The 21,653-nt window shown below is 69.9% G+C and carries 23 protein-coding genes and 1 pseudogene; 7 read left to right on the top strand and 17 right to left on the bottom strand.

The window, feature by feature from the left end; translation table 11 throughout:
• Complete coding sequence (locus ACYVKA_RS12655) at positions 1 to 375, bottom strand: hypothetical protein (RefSeq protein WP_460705892.1); 375 nt, start codon at positions 373 to 375, stop codon at positions 1 to 3.
• A 120-nt stretch (positions 376 to 495) separates the two neighbouring features.
• Here ACYVKA_RS12655 and ACYVKA_RS12660 point away from each other — a divergent pair, with 120 nt between their 5' ends.
• Positions 496 to 1,374 carry an aminodeoxychorismate lyase gene (locus ACYVKA_RS12660; protein ID WP_460705894.1) on the top strand — a complete coding sequence of 293 codons (879 nt, stop codon included), beginning with the start codon at positions 496 to 498 and terminating at the stop codon, positions 1,372 to 1,374.
• 19 nt (positions 1,375 to 1,393) lie between these two features.
• Here the strand turns inward: ACYVKA_RS12660 and tsaA are convergent, their stop codons facing one another.
• Entirely contained in the window at positions 1,394 to 2,137 is a 744-nt protein-coding gene (gene tsaA / locus ACYVKA_RS12665) for a tRNA (N6-threonylcarbamoyladenosine(37)-N6)-methyltransferase TrmO (protein WP_460705896.1), read from the bottom strand.
• 148 nt (positions 2,138 to 2,285) lie between these two features.
• Here tsaA and ACYVKA_RS12670 point away from each other — a divergent pair, with 148 nt between their 5' ends.
• Positions 2,286 to 2,522, top strand: coding sequence for a hypothetical protein (locus ACYVKA_RS12670; protein ID WP_460705898.1), 237 nt, complete (start codon positions 2,286 to 2,288; stop codon positions 2,520 to 2,522).
• A gap of 25 nt (positions 2,523 to 2,547) precedes the next feature.
• On the opposite strand, the gene ACYVKA_RS12675 is transcribed toward ACYVKA_RS12670, so the two are convergent.
• The gene (locus ACYVKA_RS12675) at positions 2,548 to 3,957 is read right to left on the bottom strand and encodes a DUF2252 domain-containing protein (RefSeq protein ID WP_460705900.1); all 1,410 of its coding nucleotides are present in this window, start codon (positions 3,955 to 3,957) and stop codon (positions 2,548 to 2,550) included.
• A gap of 170 nt (positions 3,958 to 4,127) precedes the next feature.
• On the opposite strand from ACYVKA_RS12675, the gene ACYVKA_RS12680 reads away from it, so the two are divergent.
• The gene (locus ACYVKA_RS12680; protein WP_460705902.1) at positions 4,128 to 4,646 is read left to right on the top strand and encodes a glycine cleavage system transcriptional repressor; all 519 of its coding nucleotides are present in this window, start codon (positions 4,128 to 4,130) and stop codon (positions 4,644 to 4,646) included.
• Positions 4,647 to 4,946 (top strand): YciI family protein, encoded by a 300-nt coding sequence (locus tag ACYVKA_RS12685; RefSeq protein ID WP_460705904.1) that lies wholly within the window; start codon positions 4,647 to 4,649, stop codon positions 4,944 to 4,946.
• Positions 4,947 to 5,210: 264 nt separating this feature from the next.
• Here the strand turns inward: ACYVKA_RS12685 and ACYVKA_RS12690 are convergent, their stop codons facing one another.
• The 3 genes from ACYVKA_RS12690 to arfB all read right to left on the bottom strand — a co-directional run bounded on the left by ACYVKA_RS12690 (position 5,211) and on the right by arfB (position 7,790).
• Positions 5,211 to 5,960, bottom strand: coding sequence for a lysophospholipid acyltransferase family protein (locus tag ACYVKA_RS12690; protein WP_460705906.1), 750 nt, complete (start codon positions 5,958 to 5,960; stop codon positions 5,211 to 5,213).
• Between the two features lie 120 nt (positions 5,961 to 6,080).
• Positions 6,081 to 7,289 (bottom strand): MarP family serine protease, encoded by a 1,209-nt coding sequence (locus ACYVKA_RS12695; protein WP_460705908.1) that lies wholly within the window; start codon positions 7,287 to 7,289, stop codon positions 6,081 to 6,083.
• Between the two features lie 63 nt (positions 7,290 to 7,352).
• Positions 7,353 to 7,790 carry an alternative ribosome rescue aminoacyl-tRNA hydrolase ArfB gene (gene arfB, locus ACYVKA_RS12700; RefSeq protein WP_460705910.1) on the bottom strand — a complete coding sequence of 146 codons (438 nt, stop codon included), beginning with the start codon at positions 7,788 to 7,790 and terminating at the stop codon, positions 7,353 to 7,355.
• A 76-nt stretch (positions 7,791 to 7,866) separates the two neighbouring features.
• On the opposite strand from arfB, the gene ACYVKA_RS12705 reads away from it, so the two are divergent.
• Positions 7,867 to 8,457 (top strand): DUF3267 domain-containing protein, encoded by a 591-nt coding sequence (locus ACYVKA_RS12705; protein ID WP_460705912.1) that lies wholly within the window; start codon positions 7,867 to 7,869, stop codon positions 8,455 to 8,457.
• An 18-nt stretch (positions 8,458 to 8,475) separates the two neighbouring features.
• Positions 8,476 to 8,658, top strand: a pseudogene (locus tag ACYVKA_RS12710) (TetR family transcriptional regulator); the annotation flags it as partial.
• A 111-nt stretch (positions 8,659 to 8,769) separates the two neighbouring features.
• On the opposite strand, the gene ACYVKA_RS12715 reads toward ACYVKA_RS12710, so the two are convergent.
• The 10 genes from ACYVKA_RS12715 to ACYVKA_RS12760 all read right to left on the bottom strand — a co-directional run bounded on the left by ACYVKA_RS12715 (position 8,770) and on the right by ACYVKA_RS12760 (position 19,104).
• Positions 8,770 to 9,438 (bottom strand): TlpA family protein disulfide reductase, encoded by a 669-nt coding sequence (locus ACYVKA_RS12715; protein WP_460705914.1) that lies wholly within the window; start codon positions 9,436 to 9,438, stop codon positions 8,770 to 8,772.
• A 28-nt stretch (positions 9,439 to 9,466) separates the two neighbouring features.
• Complete coding sequence (ccsB, locus tag ACYVKA_RS12720) at positions 9,467 to 10,333, bottom strand: c-type cytochrome biogenesis protein CcsB (protein ID WP_394276737.1); 867 nt, start codon at positions 10,331 to 10,333, stop codon at positions 9,467 to 9,469.
• On the bottom strand, positions 10,326 to 11,825 hold the full coding sequence (locus ACYVKA_RS12725) for a cytochrome c biogenesis protein ResB (RefSeq protein WP_460705916.1): 1,500 nt from the start codon (positions 11,823 to 11,825) through the stop codon (positions 10,326 to 10,328). The genes ccsB and ACYVKA_RS12725 overlap by 8 nt, the downstream gene beginning before the upstream one ends.
• 7 nt (positions 11,826 to 11,832) lie before the next feature.
• Entirely contained in the window at positions 11,833 to 12,522 is a 690-nt protein-coding gene (locus tag ACYVKA_RS12730) for a cytochrome c biogenesis CcdA family protein (RefSeq protein ID WP_460705918.1), read from the bottom strand.
• Between the two features lie 18 nt (positions 12,523 to 12,540).
• The gene (locus tag ACYVKA_RS12735; protein WP_460705920.1) at positions 12,541 to 13,491 is read right to left on the bottom strand and encodes a tetratricopeptide repeat protein; all 951 of its coding nucleotides are present in this window, start codon (positions 13,489 to 13,491) and stop codon (positions 12,541 to 12,543) included.
• Between the two features lie 161 nt (positions 13,492 to 13,652).
• Positions 13,653 to 15,209: an ammonia-forming cytochrome c nitrite reductase subunit c552 gene (locus tag ACYVKA_RS12740; RefSeq protein ID WP_460705922.1), complete on the bottom strand. Its 1,557-nt coding sequence runs from the start codon at positions 15,207 to 15,209 to the stop codon at positions 13,653 to 13,655.
• 7 nt (positions 15,210 to 15,216) lie between these two features.
• Positions 15,217 to 15,711, bottom strand: a complete 495-nt coding sequence (gene nrfH / locus ACYVKA_RS12745) for a cytochrome c nitrite reductase small subunit (RefSeq protein ID WP_460705924.1) — start codon at positions 15,709 to 15,711, stop codon at positions 15,217 to 15,219.
• Between the two features lie 225 nt (positions 15,712 to 15,936).
• The gene (locus ACYVKA_RS12750) at positions 15,937 to 16,659 is read right to left on the bottom strand and encodes a response regulator (protein WP_460705926.1); all 723 of its coding nucleotides are present in this window, start codon (positions 16,657 to 16,659) and stop codon (positions 15,937 to 15,939) included.
• A gap of 4 nt (positions 16,660 to 16,663) precedes the next feature.
• Positions 16,664 to 17,638, bottom strand: coding sequence for a sensor histidine kinase (locus tag ACYVKA_RS12755; protein ID WP_460705928.1), 975 nt, complete (start codon positions 17,636 to 17,638; stop codon positions 16,664 to 16,666).
• 119 nt (positions 17,639 to 17,757) lie between these two features.
• A complete protein-coding gene (locus ACYVKA_RS12760; protein ID WP_460705930.1) occupies positions 17,758 to 19,104 on the bottom strand; it encodes a YibE/F family protein in 1,347 nt (448 codons plus the stop codon).
• Positions 19,105 to 19,165: 61 nt separating this feature from the next.
• Here ACYVKA_RS12760 and ACYVKA_RS12765 point away from each other — a divergent pair, with 61 nt between their 5' ends.
• Positions 19,166 to 20,152 (top strand): DNA-3-methyladenine glycosylase family protein, encoded by a 987-nt coding sequence (locus tag ACYVKA_RS12765; protein WP_460705932.1) that lies wholly within the window; start codon positions 19,166 to 19,168, stop codon positions 20,150 to 20,152.
• A 163-nt stretch (positions 20,153 to 20,315) separates the two neighbouring features.
• Here the strand turns inward: ACYVKA_RS12765 and ACYVKA_RS12770 are convergent, their stop codons facing one another.
• Positions 20,316 to 21,557 (bottom strand): AI-2E family transporter, encoded by a 1,242-nt coding sequence (locus ACYVKA_RS12770; protein WP_460705934.1) that lies wholly within the window; start codon positions 21,555 to 21,557, stop codon positions 20,316 to 20,318.
• Positions 21,558 to 21,653 lie beyond the last annotated feature (96 nt).

Genomic DNA, 21,653 nt, shown 5'->3' on the forward strand with positions numbered 1-21,653 from the left:
TCAGCTCAGCGGACCCTGGAAGCGCCCGTCGCTGGCCCCGGTCTCGGGCGAGGCCAGCGCCAGGGCCAGCCGCATCATCGCCTGGGAGAGCAGGGGATCGGCGTCCTGGCCGGATCCCTCGGGCAGCAGCAGGCGCACCACCAGCTCGGTGTCCAGCGCGCTGGAGCCGTGGCGGGCCATCGACCGCTGCCCGGCCACCTGCCAGCTGCTGCCCGCCGTCAGCTCGTCGGTGGGCTCGTCGACGACGAAGGCCAGCAGCTCGTCGACGGTGAAGTCGGCGCTGGCCAGGCGCGGGTCCTCGGTGGCCGGCACCGGCCGCGACAGGGTGGTGCGGCCGGTGCCGTCGAGGGTGCGGGCGGTGAAGACGATCGTCATGGGTCCAGTCTCACAGACGCACGGCGGGCCGGCGGGGCAGCACCCCACCGGTCGCAAGGCCTGCTGATGATCGCCGACTGGGCACCCATCCCCCGGCCGGCCGGGGGTTGAATGGGGACCATGGGTTCACATCTGGTGGCAGTCATGGGGCAGGGCGTCGTCGGGCCGGACCAGCCCGTCATCCATCCCGACGACCTCGGTTTCGCCCGGGGCGACGGATGCTTCGACTCGGCGCGCGTGGTCTGTGACGACACGGGTGCCCGCGTGGTCAACCTCGACGAGCACCTGGACCGGCTGGAGCGCTCCGCCGGCCAGCTGGACATCGACGGCCCCGCCCGCTCGCAGTGGCAGGAACTCGTCGACGAGGCCCTGCAGGCCTGGACCACCCCCGGCGAGGCGACCATCAAGTTCGTCCTCACCCGCGGTCGAGAGTGGGACCGCGAGGCCGGTCCGCTGGCCCTGCTCACCATCAGCGAGAAGCCCGCCGCCACCGTGCGCACCAGCAGCACCGGCGGCCAGATCACCCGCGGCCTGCACGCCATCACCCTGTCCACCGGGCGGCCCTCCGACGCCTTCCGCGACGCCCCCTGGCTGCTCGGCGGCGTCAAGACCCTCAGCTATGTCATCAATGTCGCCGCCGCCCGCGAGGCCAGGAAGCGCGCAGCCGACGACGCCGTCTTCGTCACCACCGACGGCTACGCCCTCGACGGACCCACCTCCGGCCTGGTGGTGGTGACCAATGGCGTGCTGCGCACGGCCCCCGCCGGCGACACCGGAATCCTCGCCAGCGTGACCGTCGACGAGGTGATGGCCGCCGCCGAGTGCGACCAGATGCCCACCCGCGTCGAACTGGTGCCCGTCGAGGACCTGTTCACCGCCGACGGGGTCTGGCTGGTCAGCTCCAGCCGTGGCCCGTCCCCGATCGTCGAGCTCGACGGCCGTCCCCTGTCGGTCGACCCGGAACTGACCGCCCAGATCGCCCGCTACGCCGGATTCTGAGGCGCCCTCCGGCCCGGGCTCAGCGGTAGCCGGGCCAGGGCGAGTCGGGGTCGGCCACCAGCGGCAGCACGTCGACCACCCGCACCGTCGTCTCGTCGATGGTGAAGCGCACGTCCATCCCCGCGAAGGGAAGCCCGAAGACCCGCTCGGGATCGTGCAGGTGACGGGGGCGCGGGTCCTGCGTCAGCACCCCGAGCAGCGCCTCACGGCGCCCTTCGGGCACCCGCGCCAGCAGCTCGTCGGAGACCTCCACCCGGTAGCCGTCCTCGGGATGGGCGCCGACGAAACCCGCGCGCGCCCCCGGATGGGAGTCCAGCGGGATGTAGGGCTTCACGTCCAGGATCGGGGTGCCGTCCACCAGGTCCGCACCGCCCACCACCAGCACCGGGGCCTCGGGGCCATCCAGCTCCACCGCCTCCAGGCTCACCGAGCTCAGACCGATCGGGTTGGGGCGGAAGGGTGAGCGCGTCGCAAAGACCCCCAGTCGCTGGGTGCCGCCCAGCCGGGGCGGGCGCACCGTGGGCGACCAGGCCCGTCCCGAGACCGACTTGTCGAACTCCCACACCAGCCACAGGTGGCTGAAGCCCTCGATGCCACGCACCGCGTCGAGGCTGCGGAAGGCCGGTTCGAAGACCACCCTGGCCAGCAGTTGCGGCACCATCCCCGACTGGCGGGGAACCCCGAACTTCGACGGGAAGTCGGTGCGGATGCGCGCGATGGTGCGGTAGGGATCGCGCTCCCAGGCCTTGGGCTCGGTGTTCACCCAAGGCAGGCTAGGGCACCTGGCCGTCGGGCTGCCGGCGGTGCTCGCATCGGTGGCATGTCGGCCACCGTGCCGATCCGTGACCAAGTGTCGTGCAGGACGCTCGCGCCTTCCTTGCCCGCAAGGATTCCTCACTCTGTTCAATGTCATGGCTGACCTGCTGGTGACGCTGATCAACCCTGACCGTGAGGAGGCCTTCGTGCCGGCCCGGCACTGGGACGTCGCCCTGCTGAAGGCGGCCTTCATGCTGTCCGCGGGAGCGTGCATCAGTGCCGCCACCGGGGGACGGGTGCTGGGCGGCGGAGTGGTCGTCGGAATCACCATCGGTGACGTCCTGGCTTCCTCCTGGCGCGAGACAGTCATGCGCAACTGGTCGCGCGAGTGACCACGTCGGGCCCCGATCGGCAGACCTAGTTCCGCGGGTCGTCACAGGGCAGGCGTCCCGCCTTGACGGCCCTGGTCAGCACCTCGTGGTCCTGTTCCGTCTGGTCGGCATAGGCCCTGGCCCAGGTGGCGAAGGCCTCCTCGACCGGCCGCTTCTTGCCCAGATAGCCCGAGATCACCGAGGCGCCCGAGGTGCGGGCATGGCCCTTGGCCAACAGGTGGCCGGTGATGCCGGCATAGTCCACCAGCGCCCCCGGAGTCATCGTCTCCAGCGGCACCCCGCCCTTCATGTTGCGGTACTGGCGCACGTAGTACTGGTGTTCGCCGGCACTCGCCCAGCCCAGCAGCGGATCGCTGACCGTCTGCAACTGCTGCTGGTACTCCACGACGCGCTGGCCCTGGTGGCGGTGCCAGGCGGTCTCGCCGTGCACATAGGGGGCCAGCACCGAACGCTGCGCCTGCTTCAGCTGCAGGAAGAGCACGTCGTCGTCACGGGAACCCACCAGCAGCGCCACCCAGGAACGCATGCCCACCGAGCCGACACCCACCACCTTGTGTGCGATGTCGACCAGCGAATAGCCGCCGACGATGCGTCGCCACTGCGGGGTGAGGGTCTGAAGGTAGTCGTCGAGTGCCTGCTCCAGCTCGTGGCGGGTCTGGCCGTCGGGGTGGGTGGTCACCGGCGGGTCCTCGAGGATCTTGGAGGCGCTGCGGGCCCCGCCGGCGAGCTTGGGCAGCATCCGGTCGTCGGTGCGCTTGCGGGCCGCCGCGGCGGCGCGCTTGATCTCTCCCCGCAGCTCCTCGTCGGTGGAACTCTCGTGCAGGGCATCCAGGTCCAGGTGGTTGAAGGCGCGCCACAGCAACGGCTGCTTGGACAGGAAGCTGACCTCATCGCGGTAGGAGCGCACACAGTTCTGGATGGCTTCGGCGCACTGCTCCTCGGTGGCGCTGCGGTCGCGCCCCAGCACCCAGATCGAGGCGGTGAGACGTCGCAGGTCCCACTCCCACGCGCCGGTGTGCGCCTCGTCGAAGTCGTTGAGGTCGATCACCTGGTTGCCCTCGGGGGAACGGTAGAAGCCGATGTTGCCGATGTGGGCATCCCCGCAGGCCGTGGTGTGGATGCCGGTGGAGGGCAGGTTCGCCACGTCGTGGGCCATCATCGGGGCACTGCCACGCAGCAGGCCGAAGGGCGAGGCGGCCATCCTGCCCACGCGCAGGCCGAAGAGCCACGGCAGGCGCCCCTCGTGGGTCTGCTCGATCAGCTCGACGACGCCCGGACGGTCACTGGTGGGGCACCAGAAACCGAGGCTGTGGTGCGGGGTGTGCAGGCGCAGGCGCTTGCCCTGGGCCACCCGGTCGGCGCGGTTGGTGGCGGGAATGCGGAAGGAGCTGAAGGCGTCGCCCGCCTTGTCGCGTCCGTCGACGATGGGGGCCATGCAGTTCTCCTTCGAGGGGCGGTCGGCTCGATGCTAGCCGTCTTGCGGGCAGAGCTCGGGTGGGACGGTGCAGTTGGGTCTCGCGGTGGGCAGGTCCGGGCCCGACAGGCGTGCAGTCCACGGGCGTGGAGCCCTGTCCGGACGGCCCGGGACGGCACTAGGGTCGGAACATGGCACAGCTCCTGTTGACCCTGATCGGTGAAGATCGCGAAGGCCTCGTCTCCGCCCTGAGTTCCGTGGTGGCCGAGCACGACGGCAACTGGCTCGAGAGCCAGATGGCACGCCTGGGCGGCATGTTCGCCGGCGTCGCCCTAGTGGATGTTCCCGACGAGGAGGTGGAGCCGCTCGCCGCAGCCGTCGGGCAGCTCGGCGAGCTGCGGGTGGAGGTGACCGAGGCCGGCGCAGCCCCCGAGGTGGTGGGCACCCCCATCGTGCTGCACGTGGTGGGCAATGACCGTCCGGGCATCGTCAGCGAGGTTTCGCGGGCCCTGGCCGCCAAGGGCGTGGGCATCGACGAGATGCACAGCTCCACTCGTCCAGCCCCGATGGCTGACACCACCTTGTTCGAGGCCACCGCCCAGGTGCGCCTGCCCGAGGGCGTCGAGACGGCCGAGGTGCGCGAGGCGCTGGAGGCGATCGCCACCGAGCTGATGGTGGACCTGGACTTCGACGAGAGCCTGGAGGACTGAATGAACGTCTTCGTCATCGACTACGCCTACACCACCCCCGTCGAGAAGGCCGACGAGCTGGTGGAGGCGCACCGCGACTGGCTCGACGGCGGCTATGCGGCGGGCGTCTTCCTGGCCTCGGGGCCCGAGCGCCCCCGCACCGGCGGTGTGATGCTGGCCGTGGGCAATTCCCGCAGCGAGGTGGAGAAGGTGCTGCGCAGCGACCCCTTCGCCAAGTCCGGCATCGCCGAGTACAAGGTGGTCGAGTTCGAGGCCACCAAGACCTCGACCGAGCTGGAGAAGGTCCGCAAGCAGGACTGAGTCGCCGTAGCCGAGCCCGGCCGGGATGGGCTGTCGGGGCGGACCGGGAGCCCATCATGCCTGCCGCCCAGGTCAGGGCAGGAGGCGCTGCCGGGCAGGATGGATCGAGTAGTCGGCCATGAAGTCGAAGACGCCCCGCAGCTCCACCCGGGCCGGATCGCGGTAGTAGCCACGCTGGGCCGCAGGGAATTCCTCCCATTCCCCGTCGAAGTCGAAGGCTCAGGAGAACATGTCCTTGGGCTCGTCACGCACTGCCGACCGGGCTCAGCGGCGCCGGTTGCGTCGCGCCGCCAGCACGGCCAGCGAGTTCATGCCGGAACGCTCGGCCATCGCATCGTGCAGGTCGACCACCTCGCGCTCCACGCGACGGGTGAAGGCGGCCACGCCCTCGCCGGGGCGGGGGTGCAGCGGCTGGCCCACCACCACCTCCACCGTGCGACGAGGCCAGCGCGGCAGTCGGTTGCCGGCAGGCCAGGCGGCCGAGCAGCCCACCAACGCCACCGGCACGCACGGCACCTTGCGGCTGACGCACAGCCGTCCGGCGCCGGGGGTGAAGGTGGCCATCGCACCGGTGCGTGAACGAGTGCCCTCGGGGAAGATCAACAGCGGCACACCCGCCTTCAGCAGCGCCGAGGACAGGCCCTTGTGGTTGCCCTTGTGCGGGCGGCCGGGGCGGTCGATCGGGTAGGCATTGAACATCAGCACCGGCGCCAGCGCCGTGTACCAGTGCATGAAGAAGTGGTCGGCCGCAGCGCCTGCCGCCAAATTCCTGGTGAGGTGGTCGGGCAGCGCGGCAAAGATCAGCGCAGTGTCCAGGTGCGAGGAGTGGTTGGCGACCACGACGAAGGGCCCACTCAGCCCGGCCACGTTCTCGCTGCCGTGCAGCTCCACCTTCGCCCCGACGTTCACCGCCCCGGCCAGAACGGTTGTGCGGACGACCCGCCGCACCGCCGCCAGACGGCGGCTGAGGTAGCGGTGGGGAACGACGGCAATGGACTCGCGCGAACCGGGCACCGTCCGATCCTGCCAGAAGAGGGGCGGTGACTTCTCCCCGGGAGGTGGATCAGTCCTGCTCGGCTTCGGCACCATCCACCCCCCTGACCGTCGGACGCGAATCGTCCTGCGGGGTCGGGCTCAGCCTCGGGTGCAGCGCCCCGTCGCGACGGGGCGCTGCAGTGTCGCCGCGGCGTCGAGCAGCTGGTCGGCGGCCTCGTCGGTGAGGGCATAGGCGGTGTCGGAGTCCACCAGGGAACGGGCGAAGACCGTCCCGGCCACCCGGCCCCGGGTGTCGAGCAGCGGCCCGCCGGAATTGCCCGGCACCACCGCCCCGGCCAGGGCGTAGACCTCGCGCACCACGCCCTTGTCGCCATAGATGTCGTCGCCGCGGGCCGACACCGTGTCGCGCACCCGGGCGGCTCGCAGCGTGTAGTCGCCGCCGCGCGGGAAGCCTGCCACCACCGCGTCGGCGCGCTGTCCCAGCTGCTGCCCGACGCGGGGCAGCGGACGTGAACGCAGGTCGTCGACAGCCAACACCGCCAGGTCCAGATCGGGGTCGAAGGCCACCACGCGGGCCGGGAAGTGCAGGCCCTGGCCGGCGGCCTGCACCAGCACCTTCTGTGCCCCAGCCACGACGTGGGCATTGGTCACCACCCGCTGGGGCGCGACCACCCAGCCGGAGCCGGCCTGGGCGCGGCCACAGGAGGGTGCCTGGGTGGTGATCTTCATCACGCTGGAGCCGGCCAGGCGCACCTCGTCAGTGCGGGCAGCATCCCCGTCGGGGGCGGGAACCGGCAGCACCGGTTCGCGCGAGAGACCGCTGAAGACACGCGGGAAGCCCGCCTCGGTGAGCCGGTCGGTGAACTGTGCCGACAGTCGCGCAGCCTCAGGCGGTGTGAGCTGGTCCATTGCCGCGACCACGCGCGAGCGGTTCATCGTCGCGGCCCATGCGGTGGGCAGCGTCGGGCGCACCGAGCCACCCAACAGCGTCACGACGATGCTCGTCACCAGCATCGAGGCCAGTGCGCCGAAGGTGCCGTCCAGGCGCCACAGCAGCGGCGAGTGGGTGCGGCTGCGCAGGCTCCTGCCCCAACCGCCCAGGATGGTCTCGCCGGTGAGGGCGACGAACAGGGTGCCGCTGAAGACCAGTACCGCCGGCATCGGCTCGGCGAGGCCCGGCAACCAGCGGTCCACCGCCAGCGGGGTCAGCCACAGCCCGAGCAGGGCTCCCGCGGCCAGGCCGGCCAGCTGGAAGAGGGTCGCCACCGCCCCCAGCTCCCAGCCGCGCACGGCGCGCACGGCCAGTACCAGTACCAGGGCCAGGTCGAGCAACAGCTCGGGACTCATCGCACTCCTCCTTCCGGGGGGCCCATCATGCCTCGCCTTCCTGTGGGTCGCGCCGGTGTCGGTTCAGGCCTCCGGCCGGGTGCGCAATGCCTTGACCTGGCCTCGTCGCTTCTTCGCGTCCAGGCGCCGGCGCACCGATCCTCGGGTGGGGCGGGTGGCGCGGCGTTGCGGTGGTGGCGGGGCCAGCGCCTCGCGCAACAGGGCGGCCATCCGTTCCCGTGCGGCCGTGCGATTGCGTCGCTGCTGGCGGTGCTCGGAGGCGACGACGGTGAGCACGGTGCCGTCCAGGCGGGTGGCCAGGCGCTCGGTCAGGCGTTCGCGCTGCGTGTCGGTGAAGCTGGTGCAGGTGGCCAGGTCCAGGCTCAGCTGCACCCGTGAGTCGCTGGTGTTGACGCCCTGGCCGCCGGGTCCCGAGGCGCGGGTGAAGTCCTCCTCAAGCTCGGCCGCGGGCACGACGAGCCCCTTGCCGATGCCCGGTCCGGGCGGTACCACCAGGTCCATCGCCCCTCCTCCTCGGGATCTCACAGCCCTGGAAATCGGTGGGTCAATTGCCCCACTGGCCGCATAGGATCGTCCCATGATGACATCCCCTGCGGTGGGCGACGAGGGTCGGCTCGTCGCCAAGGAGCCGGGGGAGCGCTCCCAGGCATGGATGGCCGCCCTGGGCACCGGCCTGTTGTTGGGCGGCCTGGTGGTGGGGATCGCCGTGCTCTCGCTGCGCGGTCATGCCTCCGGTGTGTTGCTGGTCGATGCCCGGCGGCTGCTGCGGATCGTGATGGCCACGGCGGTGATGAGCGTGGCCACGCTGCTGCTGCACGAGTTCCTGCACGGGCTGGGGATGCTGGCCCTGGGGGCCCGGCCCCGATTCGGTGCCGGTGTCATGTCGCCCGGGCTGCCCTACGTCTACACCACCAACGAGGGCCACCTGTTCACCCGATGGCAGTACATCGTCATCGCCGCCCTGCCCAACGTGCTCGTCAACGTCACGCTGCTCCTGCTGATGGTCATGGGGCCCGCCCCGTCGTGGTGGGTGATCCCCTTCGCCCTGCACCTGTCGGGCGGCGTGGGCGACATGTGGCTGTGCTGGGCCGCCCTCGCCGAGGCACCCGGGACGCTGGTGGAGGACCAGCGAGGCGGCATCCGGGTGCTGCGTCCCGACGCCTCCTGAGTCGGCCAGGACGCGACCTTGCGGGCGCGCCCCACACCTGCCGCCCAGCCCGGCCGCACCGAGATCCGCGAGGAGATCCTGGCCGCAGCCCGGCACCTGCTCGCAGCGCGCGGTTACGACAAGACCTCGATCCGTGCCATCGGCCGTGCCGCCGAGGTGGACCCGGCCCTGGTGCATCACTGCTTCGGCACCAAGGAGGAGCTCTTCCAGGCCGGCCCCGCACTCCCGTCCCCCAGTGCGGGAGTCGGGCAAATGGCAGGACCCCGCGCCCATCACGGGTGCGGGGTCCTGTGGCGTTCGGGCCGGGCGGGATCAGCCGCCGATGGCCTTGAGGTTCTCGTCCATCTTCTCGGAGGTCAGGGCACCGACGTGACTGGCGCGCAGGATCCCGTCGGCGTCGATGAAGAAGTGGGACGGGATGCCGATCGAGCGGTAGCGCGAGGCGATCAGGGTGTCCGGATCACTGACCATCGGGACGGTCAGCCCCAGTCGCTGCTGGTAGCCGCGCACGGTGGCCTGGTCCTCGTTGATGAAGATCGAGACGATCATGGTGCCCTTGGGCTTGCTGCGCTTCCAGGCCTGTTCGATGTCGGGGGCCTCCGCGCGACAGGCGGTGCACCAGGTGGCTCCGAAGTTGATCCACACCGGGTGGCCCTTCAACTCCGACAGCGAGATCTTCTGCCCGTCCAGCGTCGTGGCGGTGAAGCGCGGTGCCGGCTGCCCGATCTCGGGCGCCGAGCCGGACTGGTCACCCTCCAGCGTCACCGCGGTGGCGCCATTGGCCAGTCCGGCCTCCCCACCACCCTCGGCCGGGGCGTCCGGGCGGTTGATCGCCCAGGCACCCACCATCACCAGGGCCAGCGTGACCAGCAGGACGGCCATGCTGCCGACGCGGCTGGAGCGCAGGCCCTCGCGCCAGTCCTTCGACGGCGCCTCGCTCTGTTGCCCGGGACGTCCCGGCTCGGGGCTGGCGGTGCTCATGTCATTCACCTCGGGTGTCGACGACGGATCAGGCGTAGGAGTGCAGGCCACCGAAGAAGTGGTTGCCCAGGAAGGTGAACACGATCGAGGCGAAGCCCAGGATCAGCAGCCAGGCCGAACGGTTGCCCTGCCAGCCGCGGGTCACCCGCGCGTGCAGGTAGGCGCCGTAGACCAGCCAGGTCACCAGGGCCGCGGTCTCCTTCGGGTCCCAGCTCCAGTAGCGGCCCCAGGCGGTGTTGGCCCAGATGGCGCCCTGGATGTTCATCATGGTCAGCAGCGGGAAGCTGAAGACGACGGCGCGGTAGCCCAGCTCGTCGAGGCGCTCCCGGCTGGGCAGGGCGCTCCAGCGCACCTTCGGCTTGAGCAGGTAGAGGATGGCGGCGGCCGAGGCGACGCCGCCGGCACCGTAGCCGAGCACGGCCAGGAAGACGTGCACGGTCAGCATGAAGGGGTTCTGCAGGGCCGGCATCAGCGGGCGGGTGATGTCGTCGCGGGTGGCGGCGTAGACGAGCACGGCCAGTGCCATCGGCAGCAGGGCGATGCCCAGGGCGCGGGCGTGGTGGCGACGTTCGAAGTAGACGTAGAACAGCAGCATCCCCCAGCCGAAGGCACAGGCGAACTCGTACTGGTTGGCGAAGGGGGCGTGCTTGGTGACCATGGCCCGGGTGATCAGCGAGATCGTCATCAGGATCATCGCCACCAGGGTCAGCTGGCTGGCATACCAGGCAACGCCATGGGTGGTGGAGGTGGCGGGCGCGGCGTCGACGGTGCCGCCCCCGGCCGCCGCGAGGGCGGGGCTGCGACGGCTGGTGGTCAGGCCGGCGACGAAGGCGATCGAGGCGAGCGCCACCAGGATGGTGGCTGCCACGAGGCAGTACTTGGAGATCTCAAGCATGGGTGCTCCCGGAGGTGGTCAGGGTCTGCTCGGAACCGGGGGCCGGCTCGGAACTCTGGCGGTTGGCGGGTTCGCCGAGGGATTCGACGAAGGTCTTCATGGTGCGTTCGAAGATGGTGTCGTGCTTGTCGGGCGAGGCCATGCGCACCTGGCTTCCCGAGGCGGTGGGGTGGATCCTCAGCCAGACGCGCTGGTGCTTGAAGAACATCGTGCAGATGGTGCCGAGCACCAGCAGCAGCGAGCCGGTCCACACCAATGGCGCGCCATGGTCCTGCGAGACCATCAGGCCGGTGAACTGGCGTTCGCGCTCGAAGGTGACCTTGAGCCCCCCCACCTCGGCGGGCTGGCCCTGGCTCACCACCTGCTGCGCGACGGGCTCGTTGGAGTCGGCCTTGTAGACCTCCACCTGCACCTGACCGGGGCCGATGCGGGCGTCGACCTGGCCGGAGGCGGGGGCGATCACGTAGACCTGCAGGCCCTGGGCGGGCAACTCGACGCGGCCGTAGTTCTGCGTCTCGTCGGCATTGGAGTACTGCAGCGGGACGGCGTCGTGGACGATCGCCTTGCCCTGGGCGTCGGCGATGTCCACCTCGGCGGCGAAACCGAAGTAGGCCTGGTTGAACTTGATGCCGTCGTACTTCATGGGGGAGTTGACGCGGGCCGTGTGCTCGAGCACCTGCTTGCCGTCCTTGAACAGCACCAGCTCGGCGGCATAGTCCATCGGGCTGCCGTCGTTATGGTAGGAGTCGGTGAAGCTCTTGGCCTGCACGCTCAGTCCGGTGTCATGGCCCACCTGCTTGGGGCCCATGCCCACCGGGACGGTGAACTCGTCGTCGCGGAAGCCGGTGTTGTTGGTGACCAGCACACCCAGCAGGATCAGCACGAAGGCGGCATGGGCCAGGGCGGTGCCCAGCGGCATCCAGCGGTTGCGGTCGGCATACAGGTTGAGCCCGTCACCGCGGTCGTCGGTCAGGACGCGGAAGCGGCGCTTGACCAGTCCGGCACGGGCCGCTTCGAGGGCCTGTTGCGGGTCGGTGGACAGCTCGACGCTGTGGCGCGTGCGTGCGTGGTCGAAGAAGCCCTCTCGCACGTGGGTGTGCGGGGCGGTGGCATTGCGCCACAGCAACGGCAGCCGGTGCGTGGTGCAGCCGATGATGCTGAGCACCAGGGCGATGGTCACCAGCCTGAAGGGCCAGGAGCTGAACATGTGGAAGACGCCCATGAAGCTCAGCGGTGTGGTCCAGCCGCGGTACTTGCCGCGCACGGAGTCCAGGAAGCTGTCGTAGACCTCCTTGTCGGCGAACTGCTCGGCGGTCACCTGGGTGAACAGCACGCCGATCAGGGAGAGCGCCGTCATCGCGAAGATGAGGAAGAGGCCGATCTTCTTGTTGTAGAAGATGGCGTAGATGCGTCGCAGCATCTGGCCGAGGCTCATGTCGCCCCCGGGGTCGGCGCCTGTCGTGCGGCGGGTGGACTGCAGTGCGGTGCTCATCTGTTCCTCATACTCCGAAGCCGGACAGCTTGCTGAACTGGTTGGTGACCACCAGGAATCCGGTCAGCACCAGCAGTGCTCCGGAGACCAGTTGGACGATGGTGGCGTGGCGGACGAACCAGGCGAGGCGGTCCCCCACCCAGGAGGCGCCCAGCGCCACCGCGACGAAGGGGATGCCCAGGCCCAGGCAGTAGGTGAGCAGCAGGGCGGCGCCGTGCCAGACGCTGCTGGTCTGGGTGGCCAGGGCGATGATGCCCCCCAGGACGGGGCCGATGCAGGGCGTCCAGCCGGCGCCGAAGGCCAGCCCGAGCAGCAGCGACCGTCCCAGGCTGACCTGGCCGGGGCCACGGCCGGAGCGGGGGCCACCCATGGCGCGTGACAGCACGGGGATCTCCACCAGCCCGGCGACGTGCAGGCCCATCACCACCAGCACCAGGCCGCCGGCCCAGCGCAGCAGGTCCTGGTGCTCGCCCAGCACCATGCCGACCAGGCCGATGGAGGCCCAGAAGGCGGTGAAGACCAGCGTGAAGCCCAGGACGAAGGCCAGCGACTGCACCAGGGCTGCGCGGCGGGTGCGCTGCGACGGGTCGGACCCCACGAGGTAGCCGACGTAGATGGGCACGATCGGCAGGAAGCACGGCGAGGCGAAGCTGATGATGCCCGCCAGCAACGCGATCGGAAGCGTGAGGTTGTCCATGGTGGTGCCCGATGGGTGTCAGCGCGAGGGCGTGGCCGCGGCGGCTGGTGTGGCCGAGGCGGACGGCTTCGTCGAGGCGGACGGCTTCGTCGAGGCGGAGGGCTTGGTCGAGGCGCTGGACAGGTGGGACTTGACGGTCTTGGCCAGTTCCGACTCGGGGGCGATGTCGACGACCTTCTGCCAGGCCTGGTTGGCCTTGGTCATGTCGCCCTGCGACATGTGCAGGAAGCCGAGGTTGTAGTAGATCTCGGCACGCTTGGGGGCCAGGGCGGCAGCCTTGTTCCAGCTGACCGCGGCCTCGTCGAGCTTGGCGGCGTTGAACTGGGCCACGCCCAGGGCGAGCCAGGCGTCGACGTCCTTCGGATCGACCTGGGTGATCCGCTGCTGCCACTGGGCGGCCTTGTCGTACTCGCCGGAGCCGTCGTAGATCTGGCCCAGGGCGCGCATGGAGAGCACGTCCTTGGGGTTCTCCGCGATCTTCTTCTCCAGGGTCGCGACCATCTTCGGGTCGGCGGGCTTGGGGGTGGAGGCGGGCTGGGCGGACGAGGCAGCGGCCTGCGGCTGGGCCTCCTGTGGCTTGTCGCCCATCAGGTAGACGCCCATCACGATCGCGGCGGCCAGGGCTGCCAGCGAGAGGTAGTTGAACAGCGAGCGGTTCCTCGACGGCTTCTGCACTGCGGGTGCCGCCACGGCCGCGGGGGCGGGGGCCACGGCGTCGTCGTCGAGGCCCAGCTCGCGCAGGTCCTCGGCCAGTGCGGACTGCTCCGGGCTTCCGGTGTCGGTCAGGGCCGCCTGGGCGGAGCGTTCGGCCAGCGCCTTCTGCCGCTGGGCCCAGGGCTGCAGCTCGGCGGGGGCCTGGTCCAGCAGGGCGACGATCCGGTCGCGGGTGGCGCGGACCTGGTCGGCGGTCGCGCCGGCGGGCAGGCCCAGGTGGTCCAGCCCGGTGGGTCGATGCTCGGGGTTGGTCATTCGGGACTCCGTCGTTCGCGCGCTGCCTGGGAAGTTGTCACGGAAAGAACCGTGGTTGTTGCGTTGGCGCTCACTGTACAAAGGGCGGGGAGGGACGCGAAGAGCGGGGGTGGGCTTTGGGCCCACCCCCGCTCTGCGGGTCATTCAGGAAGCTGTGCCGATCAGCGCTTCGGCGTGGCCCCCGGGGTCGGGGACTCGTTGGCACCGGGCAGCAGGCTGCTGTTCGGCTTGCCGGAGTCCTTGCCCTTGGCGGCGGCCTTGGCGCGGTTCTCGGCCTCCTTCTTCTTGCCCTCGGGGCCCAGCTCGATCGGCGCCGGGGTGGTCTTGACACCCTGCAGCGCGAGCTGGCCCTGGCGGGCGGCGTTGATCGCGTCGGCGAGGATCTTCTGGCTGTACGCCGGGGCGTGGAAGCCGTTGGAGTTCTCGCTCTCCGAGTAGTCCAGGTAGAAGCCGGCCTTGCGCTGATACATCCGCGCTGCCTCGATGCGGTCCTTGGCGACGCCGCTCTTCTGGGCCTTCTCGATGTCGGTGATCAGTGCGTCGACGGCGTTGTAGGTCTCGTCAAGGGTGCTCAGGAACTCGTTCTGGATCTTGCTCACGCGATCCTTCATCTCCTTCTCGCTGGCCTTGTGGCAGGTCTGGCAGGAGGAGTTGACGTCGAGCATCGGGCTGCGCACCTGGTGGTCGCTGACCTTGGCCGCACCGGCACGCTTGTAGGGCATGTGGCAGTCGGCGCAGGAGACACCGGCCTTGGCGTGGATGCCCTGGCTCCAGGTCTCGAAGTCCGGGTGCTGGGCCTTCAGCATCGAGCCGCCGGTGGTGGCGTGGGTCCAGTCGATGTGGTTGGTGCTGTCGGCGTACTCCTGGTCAATGGTCAGGCCCTTGCTCCACGGGAAGTGCAGCGTCTTGTCCTTGCCCTTGAAGTAGTACTCCACGTGGCACTGGCCGCAGACGAAGGAGCGCATCTCGTTCGGGGTGGCGTCGGAGTTGACGTCGTAGTCCTTGATGCCCTCGCTGGCCTTGAGTGCCTTGATGCCGGTGATGAAGGCCGGCTTGGTGATGCGCAGCTCCATCGTCTTCGGGTCGTGGCAGTCGATGCAGGTGATCGGGTGCTCGAACTTCTTGGTGGCTTCCTTGTAGTCCATGTGGTTGACCATGTCGAAGCCCTTGAACTGGTCACCCTTGCCCAGCTCGTTGAAGACCGTGTAGGTCGAGGCGTGGCAGTTGATGCAGGTGCCGGGCTGGTCGAACTCGGTCACGCGGCGGGTCAGGCGCTGGTCCTCGAGCATGTACTCGTGGCCGCGGGCCTCGCGGTAGTCGGTGGCGAAGGCGTATCCGGCCCACAGCTTCACCAGGCGGGGCTCACGCTCCAGTTCCTGGGCGGAGACCACCGTGCGGGGGTCGTCGGCGGTGGGGGTGCGCTTGGTGGGATTGGAGCCGCCGTGCTCGGTGGGCTCCATCTCCGCGGTCTTCTTGTACATCTCGTACTGGATGGGGAAGTTCTTCCCCCAGACGGCGGGGTCCACCGTGGTGTCGGTGAGCTCGACAGCCTTGAAGTAGGTGTCTTGCGCCTCCGTCTGCCTCTTGGCGACGTTCGCCAGCAGTGCGGCGATCACCAGGGTGATCAGCAGGCTGGCGATGACCAGCACACCGAGGACAACCTTTGTCAGGCGCCTCGGCTGCTGCGGGGATACTGAATTGTTCCCAGCGGTACTCATGGCAGTTTCACTTCCTGTGACCAACTTCGCTGTGGCACTTGATGCAGGACACCTGGGTGTCGTGGGTGCGCGTCATCTGGATGTCCGAGGTGAGGTCCTGGTGGCAATACAGGCACGCGCTCTCGGCGACCTTCTTGTTGACGTCGCGGATCTGGATGTTCTCGGGATACCAACCGGTCGAGAACTTGAGGCCGTGCAGGAAACCGTCCTCGGCCTTCACCCAGTACTTGTGCACGACATTGTCGTGCGGCAGGTGGCAGTCATTGCAGGTGGCCACCGCATGGTGGCTACCCGCCTGCCAGGCGTTGTACTGCTCGTTCATCACGTGGCAGTTCGCGCAGCTCTTGGGGTCGGTGCCGAAGTAGGAGAAGCCCTTGGCGAAGACGAAGGTGAACACCCCCAGGCCGATCACGGCCCCGATGGCGATCGCCAGCACCGACAGGACGATCGTCTTCATGTCGACGTACTTCTTGATCGTGTCGACCACGCCACCTCCTGCCATCGCGTACCTCCTGCTCCGGCTGTCGGCCCTCCCCGCGGTCGGGAAGGTGCCGGGACAGCACCCAGTGATGTCATTCTCCTGTGTGAGTAGGCTCCCAGACCATCCCTCGTTGGATAGATCCGGGGTACATCTTTGGCCCGAAAGGCATGGTCAAAGCCATGTCGGGTCTGGTTTCCACGGCATTTTCACCGGACCAGCACGGCTGCGTCAGGGGCCCGGGACAACTCAGCGCAGGGGGTCCGGCGTCCCCAGCCCCTGCCGGACGATGTAGGCCGCGGCCTGGATCCGGTTGTCCATGTGCAGCTTGCGCAGCGCATTGTGGACGTGGTTCTTCACGGTCCCCTCGGTGATGCTCAACCGCTGGCCGATCTCGCGGTTGCTCAGCCCACCTGCCACCAGGCGCAGGATCTCCAGCTCGCGCTGGCTCAGTTCGGGCCGGTCTTCGCCCTGACCGCTGGACGGGCCGGTGCTGGGCCGCGCGTCGCGCAGTTCAGCCATCAGGCGCCCCACCAGCGCGGGTGCCACCGGGTTCTCGCCCCGCACCACGGCGCGGAAGGCCTCGAAGAGCCCGTCGGGGTCCATGTCCTTGAGCAGGTAGCCGTGCACGCCCTGACGGATCGCCGGCAGCAGGTGGGTGTCCTCGGTGCTGACCGTCAGCATCACCACCTTGGTGCCGGGAAGGTCCTCCAGGATGCGCCCGGCGGCCTCCACCCCGCCCATCACGGGCATCTCGACATCCATCAGCACCACATCGGGCCGTAGCTGGCGGGCCAGTTCGATGCCCTCCAGGCCATTGTTGCCCTGGCCCACCACCTCGAGGTCGTCCTGGGCGTCGGCCAGGCTCGCAATCGCGCGGCGGAAGAGGGCCTGGTCGTCGACCAGCAGCAGCCGGATCGGGGACGGGTGCTCGGGGGTCGGCGCACTGCCCGAAAGGTCGAGGGGTGTCATCGGCTCATCTCGTGAAGGGGCGGAGTCGTGGCATGACGTGGTCCCGGGCCGCTGGGACGGCTGGGGTGGGGGCCGGCAGGAAGGCCTGCACCCGGGTCCCCCTTCCGGGGGCAGAGTCCAGGTGGAAGTGGCCCCCCACCTGTTCGACGCGCTCGCGCATCGTGGCCAGCCCGTAGTGGCCGGGCGGGGTGGCCTCGGACGACGAGGGATGGAAGCCGGATCCGTCGTCGGTGATACTCACCCGCAGGCCGTCGGGGCCCGGGCAGAGCCGGACGGTCGCCCGGCTGGCCCCGGCATGCTTGCGCACATTGGTCAGCGCCTCCTGCACCACCCGGCTGAGCTGCAGCTCGTGGGCGGGGCTGAGCTCCAGCGCCTCCGGCGCATCGACGAGCAGCTCGGCCTGCACCCCGCTGCCGCGCGACCAGGTCGCCAGGTAGTGCTGCAACCCGGGGACGAAGCCCTGCTCGTCGCGGCTGGCGCTGCGCAGTCCCAGGATCGACTCGCGCACGTCGCGCACCGACTCCTGGCACAGGTCGGCCAGGTCATCGACCTCGGACAGGGCATGGGTGGCGCCGCGGAGCTCGGGTGAGGAGTGCAGCGCACGCAGCCGCAGGTTGATGACGGCCAGCACCTGGGCCAGGGAGTCGTGCATCTCGCGGGCCAGCCGGTCACGCTCCTCCAGGACGGCACTGTGCCGTTCGGCGGCCAGGGCCCGGTCCTGCAGGGCATAGATCCTGCGGTGTACCCGCTCGATGGACCAGAACATGGCCTGGCCGAAGGCCACGACGGCCAGCGCCCCGATGATGGCGGCGGCGGTGTGCAGGCGGCTGGGCCAGATCAGCGGGAAGGCGCCGATGAAGGCCAGCGGCAGCAACAGTGCCACCAGTCGCAGACGGGCCAGGCGCCGCACGACGTCCACGTCGGTGGGTGCGGGGACGATGCGCTCCTCGGCTCCAGCCGTGGATGTCTGCGTGGTCATCGTCCCCTCCCGTCACTGTGCCGGCCATGGTCTGGCCCCCAACAGTATTTGACCGACTTTCATCGGGGTTATTCGGGGTGGGCGTACCGGTCGGTAGAGGGTCTGTGCCCCCTGGCGGGTCAGTCCCGGTCGGGGCGTCGGTAGGCCCGGTCGTCACTGCGGCGGGCACGACGGTGAGGTGTCTCCTGTTCAGCCTGGACACCACGCGAGGGGCGCACCGGCTCCTCCACCACCGCGGTCGGAACCGTCGGCCGCGGTGCCGGGCCTCCCCGGCCAGCGGCGACGGCGGCCACCCCGATGGCGGTGGTCAACGGCACGGCCAGCACCAGCCCGATGGAGCCAACCAGGGTGCGCACCAGCTCACCGGCGAACATCTCGCTGGTGAGCACCTCACCGAGCGGGCGGCTGTAGATGGTCAGCAGCAGCAGCGTCGGCAGGATCGCGCCGGCCGTCGCGAAGGCGGTGGTGTAGACCGTCGAGGCGATGTGGTCGCGTCCGATCCGCATGGCGCCGGTGAACAGCTCGCGGCGGCCGCGCTTGCCGTCGGCCAGCTCCCAAACCGCAGAAGCCTGCGTGATGGTCACGTCGTTCAGCACACCCAGGCCCGCGATGATGACGCCGCACATCACCATCGCCTGCAGGTTCAGGTCGGGCGCGGCCGCGGCCAACAGGAAGTCGTCCTCGGAGGAGACGCCGGTCAGGTGCGCCCACTTCGTCGCCCAGTAACCCAGCGAGGCACTGATCGCCAGGCCCGCCAGGGTGCCCACCAGGGCGGTGGTGGTGCGCGTCGAGAAGCCGTGGGCGGCATAGAGAACCACGAACATGATCGCCGAACTCGCCACCAGCCCCACCACCGACGGGTTGTGACCCACCACCAGCGCGGGGAAGAGGAACTCGACCATCAGCCAGGAGGCGAAGACCAGACCCAGCAGCGAGACCAGGCCACGCACCCGCGCCACGGCCACCACCAGCAGGGCGAACAGGATGGCGAAGAAGGCCAGCGGGAAGCCCCGGTCGAAGTTGGCGAACTGGTAGTTCACGTCACCGTCCTGCGGCGAGGGGGTGCGGTAGAGCTTCACGTGGTCACCCTCCTCAACCCCTGAGGAGTAGACCGCGGAGGTGAGCGGCACAGTCTTGGTCTGGCCCTCTTCCGGCCCCTCGGTGAGGCTCACCTGGATCTGCGCACAGGCACGGGTGTCATTGGCCACCGAGCCGGTCAGGCCCTCGCAGCTGATCTCGTTGACCTGCGTCACCACGCCCCTGGGCAGGGTGACGCCCTCGGCCATCACGGTGGCGGTGTCGCTGCGCACATGGGTGGCCATGTCGTGCGGCCACAGCACCGCCAGCCCCACGAGGGTGGCCAGTCCCAGGGGGATCAGGATCGAGACCATCCACAGCAGGGCACGACGCTGCAAGCCCCGCATCTGTGGGCTGTCGGGCAGTGCGTGGGAGTGTGAGTGGGCCATCAGGAGCTAACCTCGGGTCAATGTGTACGGATGGCGCGCAGCACCCCGAGGTGCCCTGGCCGTGAGCGAGCGTCCGGCCCCCCGACCGCGCATCGAGGTGCGTGCTGACCCCTCGACCCTATCCAATGGAAGCTCCAAATCCCGGCTGGTGCACGGCGCGGCAGGCCGTCTGGACCACTGCATCGGGCGATTGTGGCGCGGCAGCACCGATCCGACGGTGCGACGCTCGGGCGGCCACTGGTGGCGCACCTCCCGGACCCCGGCCGGCGGGGTGCTGGTGCACCTGGTCGACATCGGGGCCGACGTGCGCGTCGAGGCCTGGGGGCCGGGAGCCGACTGGGCCCTGGATCAGGCGCCGCGGCTGCTGGGTTGTCATGACGAGGCCGACTTCCACCCCGAGCACCCGGTGCTGCGCCGTCTGGTGCACCGCTTCCCTCGGATTCGGGTGGGGGCCACCGACCTGGTCTGCCAGAGCCTGCTGCCCACCATCGTCGAGCAAAAGGTGACCGCGGCCGAGGCCTTCGCCTCGATCAACGGGCTCACCCGGCGCCTGGGTGATCCCGCCCCCGGCCCGGACTTCGGCGTGGGGCACCCGGCGCAGCGGATGCGGCTGCCGCTGAGTGCGGAGCAGTGGGCCCGCATCCCCAGCTGGGACTTCCTGCGCGCCGGCGTGGAGCAGAAGCGGTCGGCGGCGCTGGTGGGGGCGGCCCGTCGCGGCAGGGCCCTGGAGCGGACCCTGGCCGGCGAGGACGCCGATGCGGCCCTGCGCAGCCTGCCCGGCATCGGGGCGTGGACATCGGCCCGTACCCGTCAGCAGGCCCACGGCGATGCGGACGCGTGGAGCACCGGCGACTATCACCTGCCGGGCATCATCAGCCTGGCGCTGTGCGGCGAAGTACTCGACGACGACGGCTGCCGCGAGCTGCTGGAACCCTTCGTCGGGCACCGATACCGGGTGGAGCTCCTCGCGCTGGCCTCGGGGGTCCGCCCCGATCGTCGCGGGCCCAAGCGCACCCTGCCCAGCCACCTGCCCGGGCGGCGTGGCTAAAGGGTGAAGGGGCACGCGGGCACGCGGTCCCGGCTCCGGGCACACAGCGGGGGCACGGGACACACGCTCGAACGTGTGCCTCGTGCCCCCGACGTGTGCCTCGTGCGCGCCACCTGTGCGTCGTGCACCCAACGCGTGCCTGACGGGGCGGGCCGACGGCCAATCAGTCGCGCTCCACCGAACGCGCCCCCACTTGGTCCGGCTCGATCGGCCGGGCAGCGACCTTCGCCTCCTCGGCGGTCTCGGGCGACTCCTCGGCGGTCTCGGGCGCCTGCTCCTCGTCGTCATCCTGGTCGTCCTCGTGGCCGGTGGGGCTCTCGGAACCCAGCTGGGGGTAGCGGTCGTCGTCGTTGAGGTAGCGCAGCCAGGCCATCACGAAGGCCATCGCCGGCACCGCCAGCAGCGCGCCGGCCAGGCCCCACAGGTAACCAGCCAGGCTGACGCCCACGATCACGGCATAGGGGGGCAGCGAGACGGTCTTGCCCATCAGCAGCGGCTGCAGCACATTGCCCTCCAGCTGCTGCACGGCCAGCACCACGAGCAGCATCAACAGCGCAGTCGTGGGGCCGTGCGCGAACAGGGCCAGTGCGACGGCCACGGCGCCGGAGGCCATGGCGCCGATGAAGGGGATGAAGGCGCTGACGAAGACCAGGATGGCCACCGGAATGGGGAAGGGCACCTTGAGCAGCCAGGCGCCCAGGCCGATGAAGATCGCGTCGATGGCGGCCACCACGACGGCGGTGCGGGCATAGAGCTCCAGGCTGCGCCAGCCGCGACGCGAACCGTCGTACTGGCGACGGCGCGAGGACGGCGGCACCAGCCACAGCACGGCCCGCCACATCGCCGGCCCGTCACCCAGGAAGAAGAAGGCGCTGACGAGCACGAGCAGGGTCATGGCGCTGATCTCGCTCAACGAGCTGCCGAAGGTCATGGCGCTCTGCACCAAGGATCCGCTGTGGCCGCTGAGCCACTCCTGGGCCTGGTCGGTGGCCTGTTGCAGCTGGGCCGAGTCCATCTTCAGCGGCCCCTCGCGCAGCCAGGCGGCGCCGTCATTGATCAGACGCTTGCCCGTCTCGGTGATGCTGCCCATCTGCTGGACCATCACGCGGGTGGCGGCCCAGACCAGGGTGAAGACGCTGCCCAGCAGGGCGAACAGCAGCAGGGCGCCACTGAGGTAGCGGTTGAGCGGGGTCTTCTGGTCGAGCCAGCGCACGGCCGGGGTCAGCAGGGCCGTCACCAGCAGCGAGATCGCCATCGGCACCAGGGCGAAACTGGTGCGCCCGATCACCCAGACGGCGACCCAGGTGCAGGCGACCGCGACGAGTGCGGGCACGCCGAAGCGCAGGGCATAGTCGAGCCCACTGGGGACGCGGTGGTGGATGGCTGGCTTCTCGGCGCTGTACACGCGCCAAGCCTGTCGGGCAGGACAATGGTCAGGCCACTTTCCCACCCCTTCGGGTGGGCAAAATTCGCAGCGGGCGAAACCTGTCGGCAGCCCTAC

The sequence above is a fragment of the Luteococcus sediminum genome (assembly GCF_054783495.1).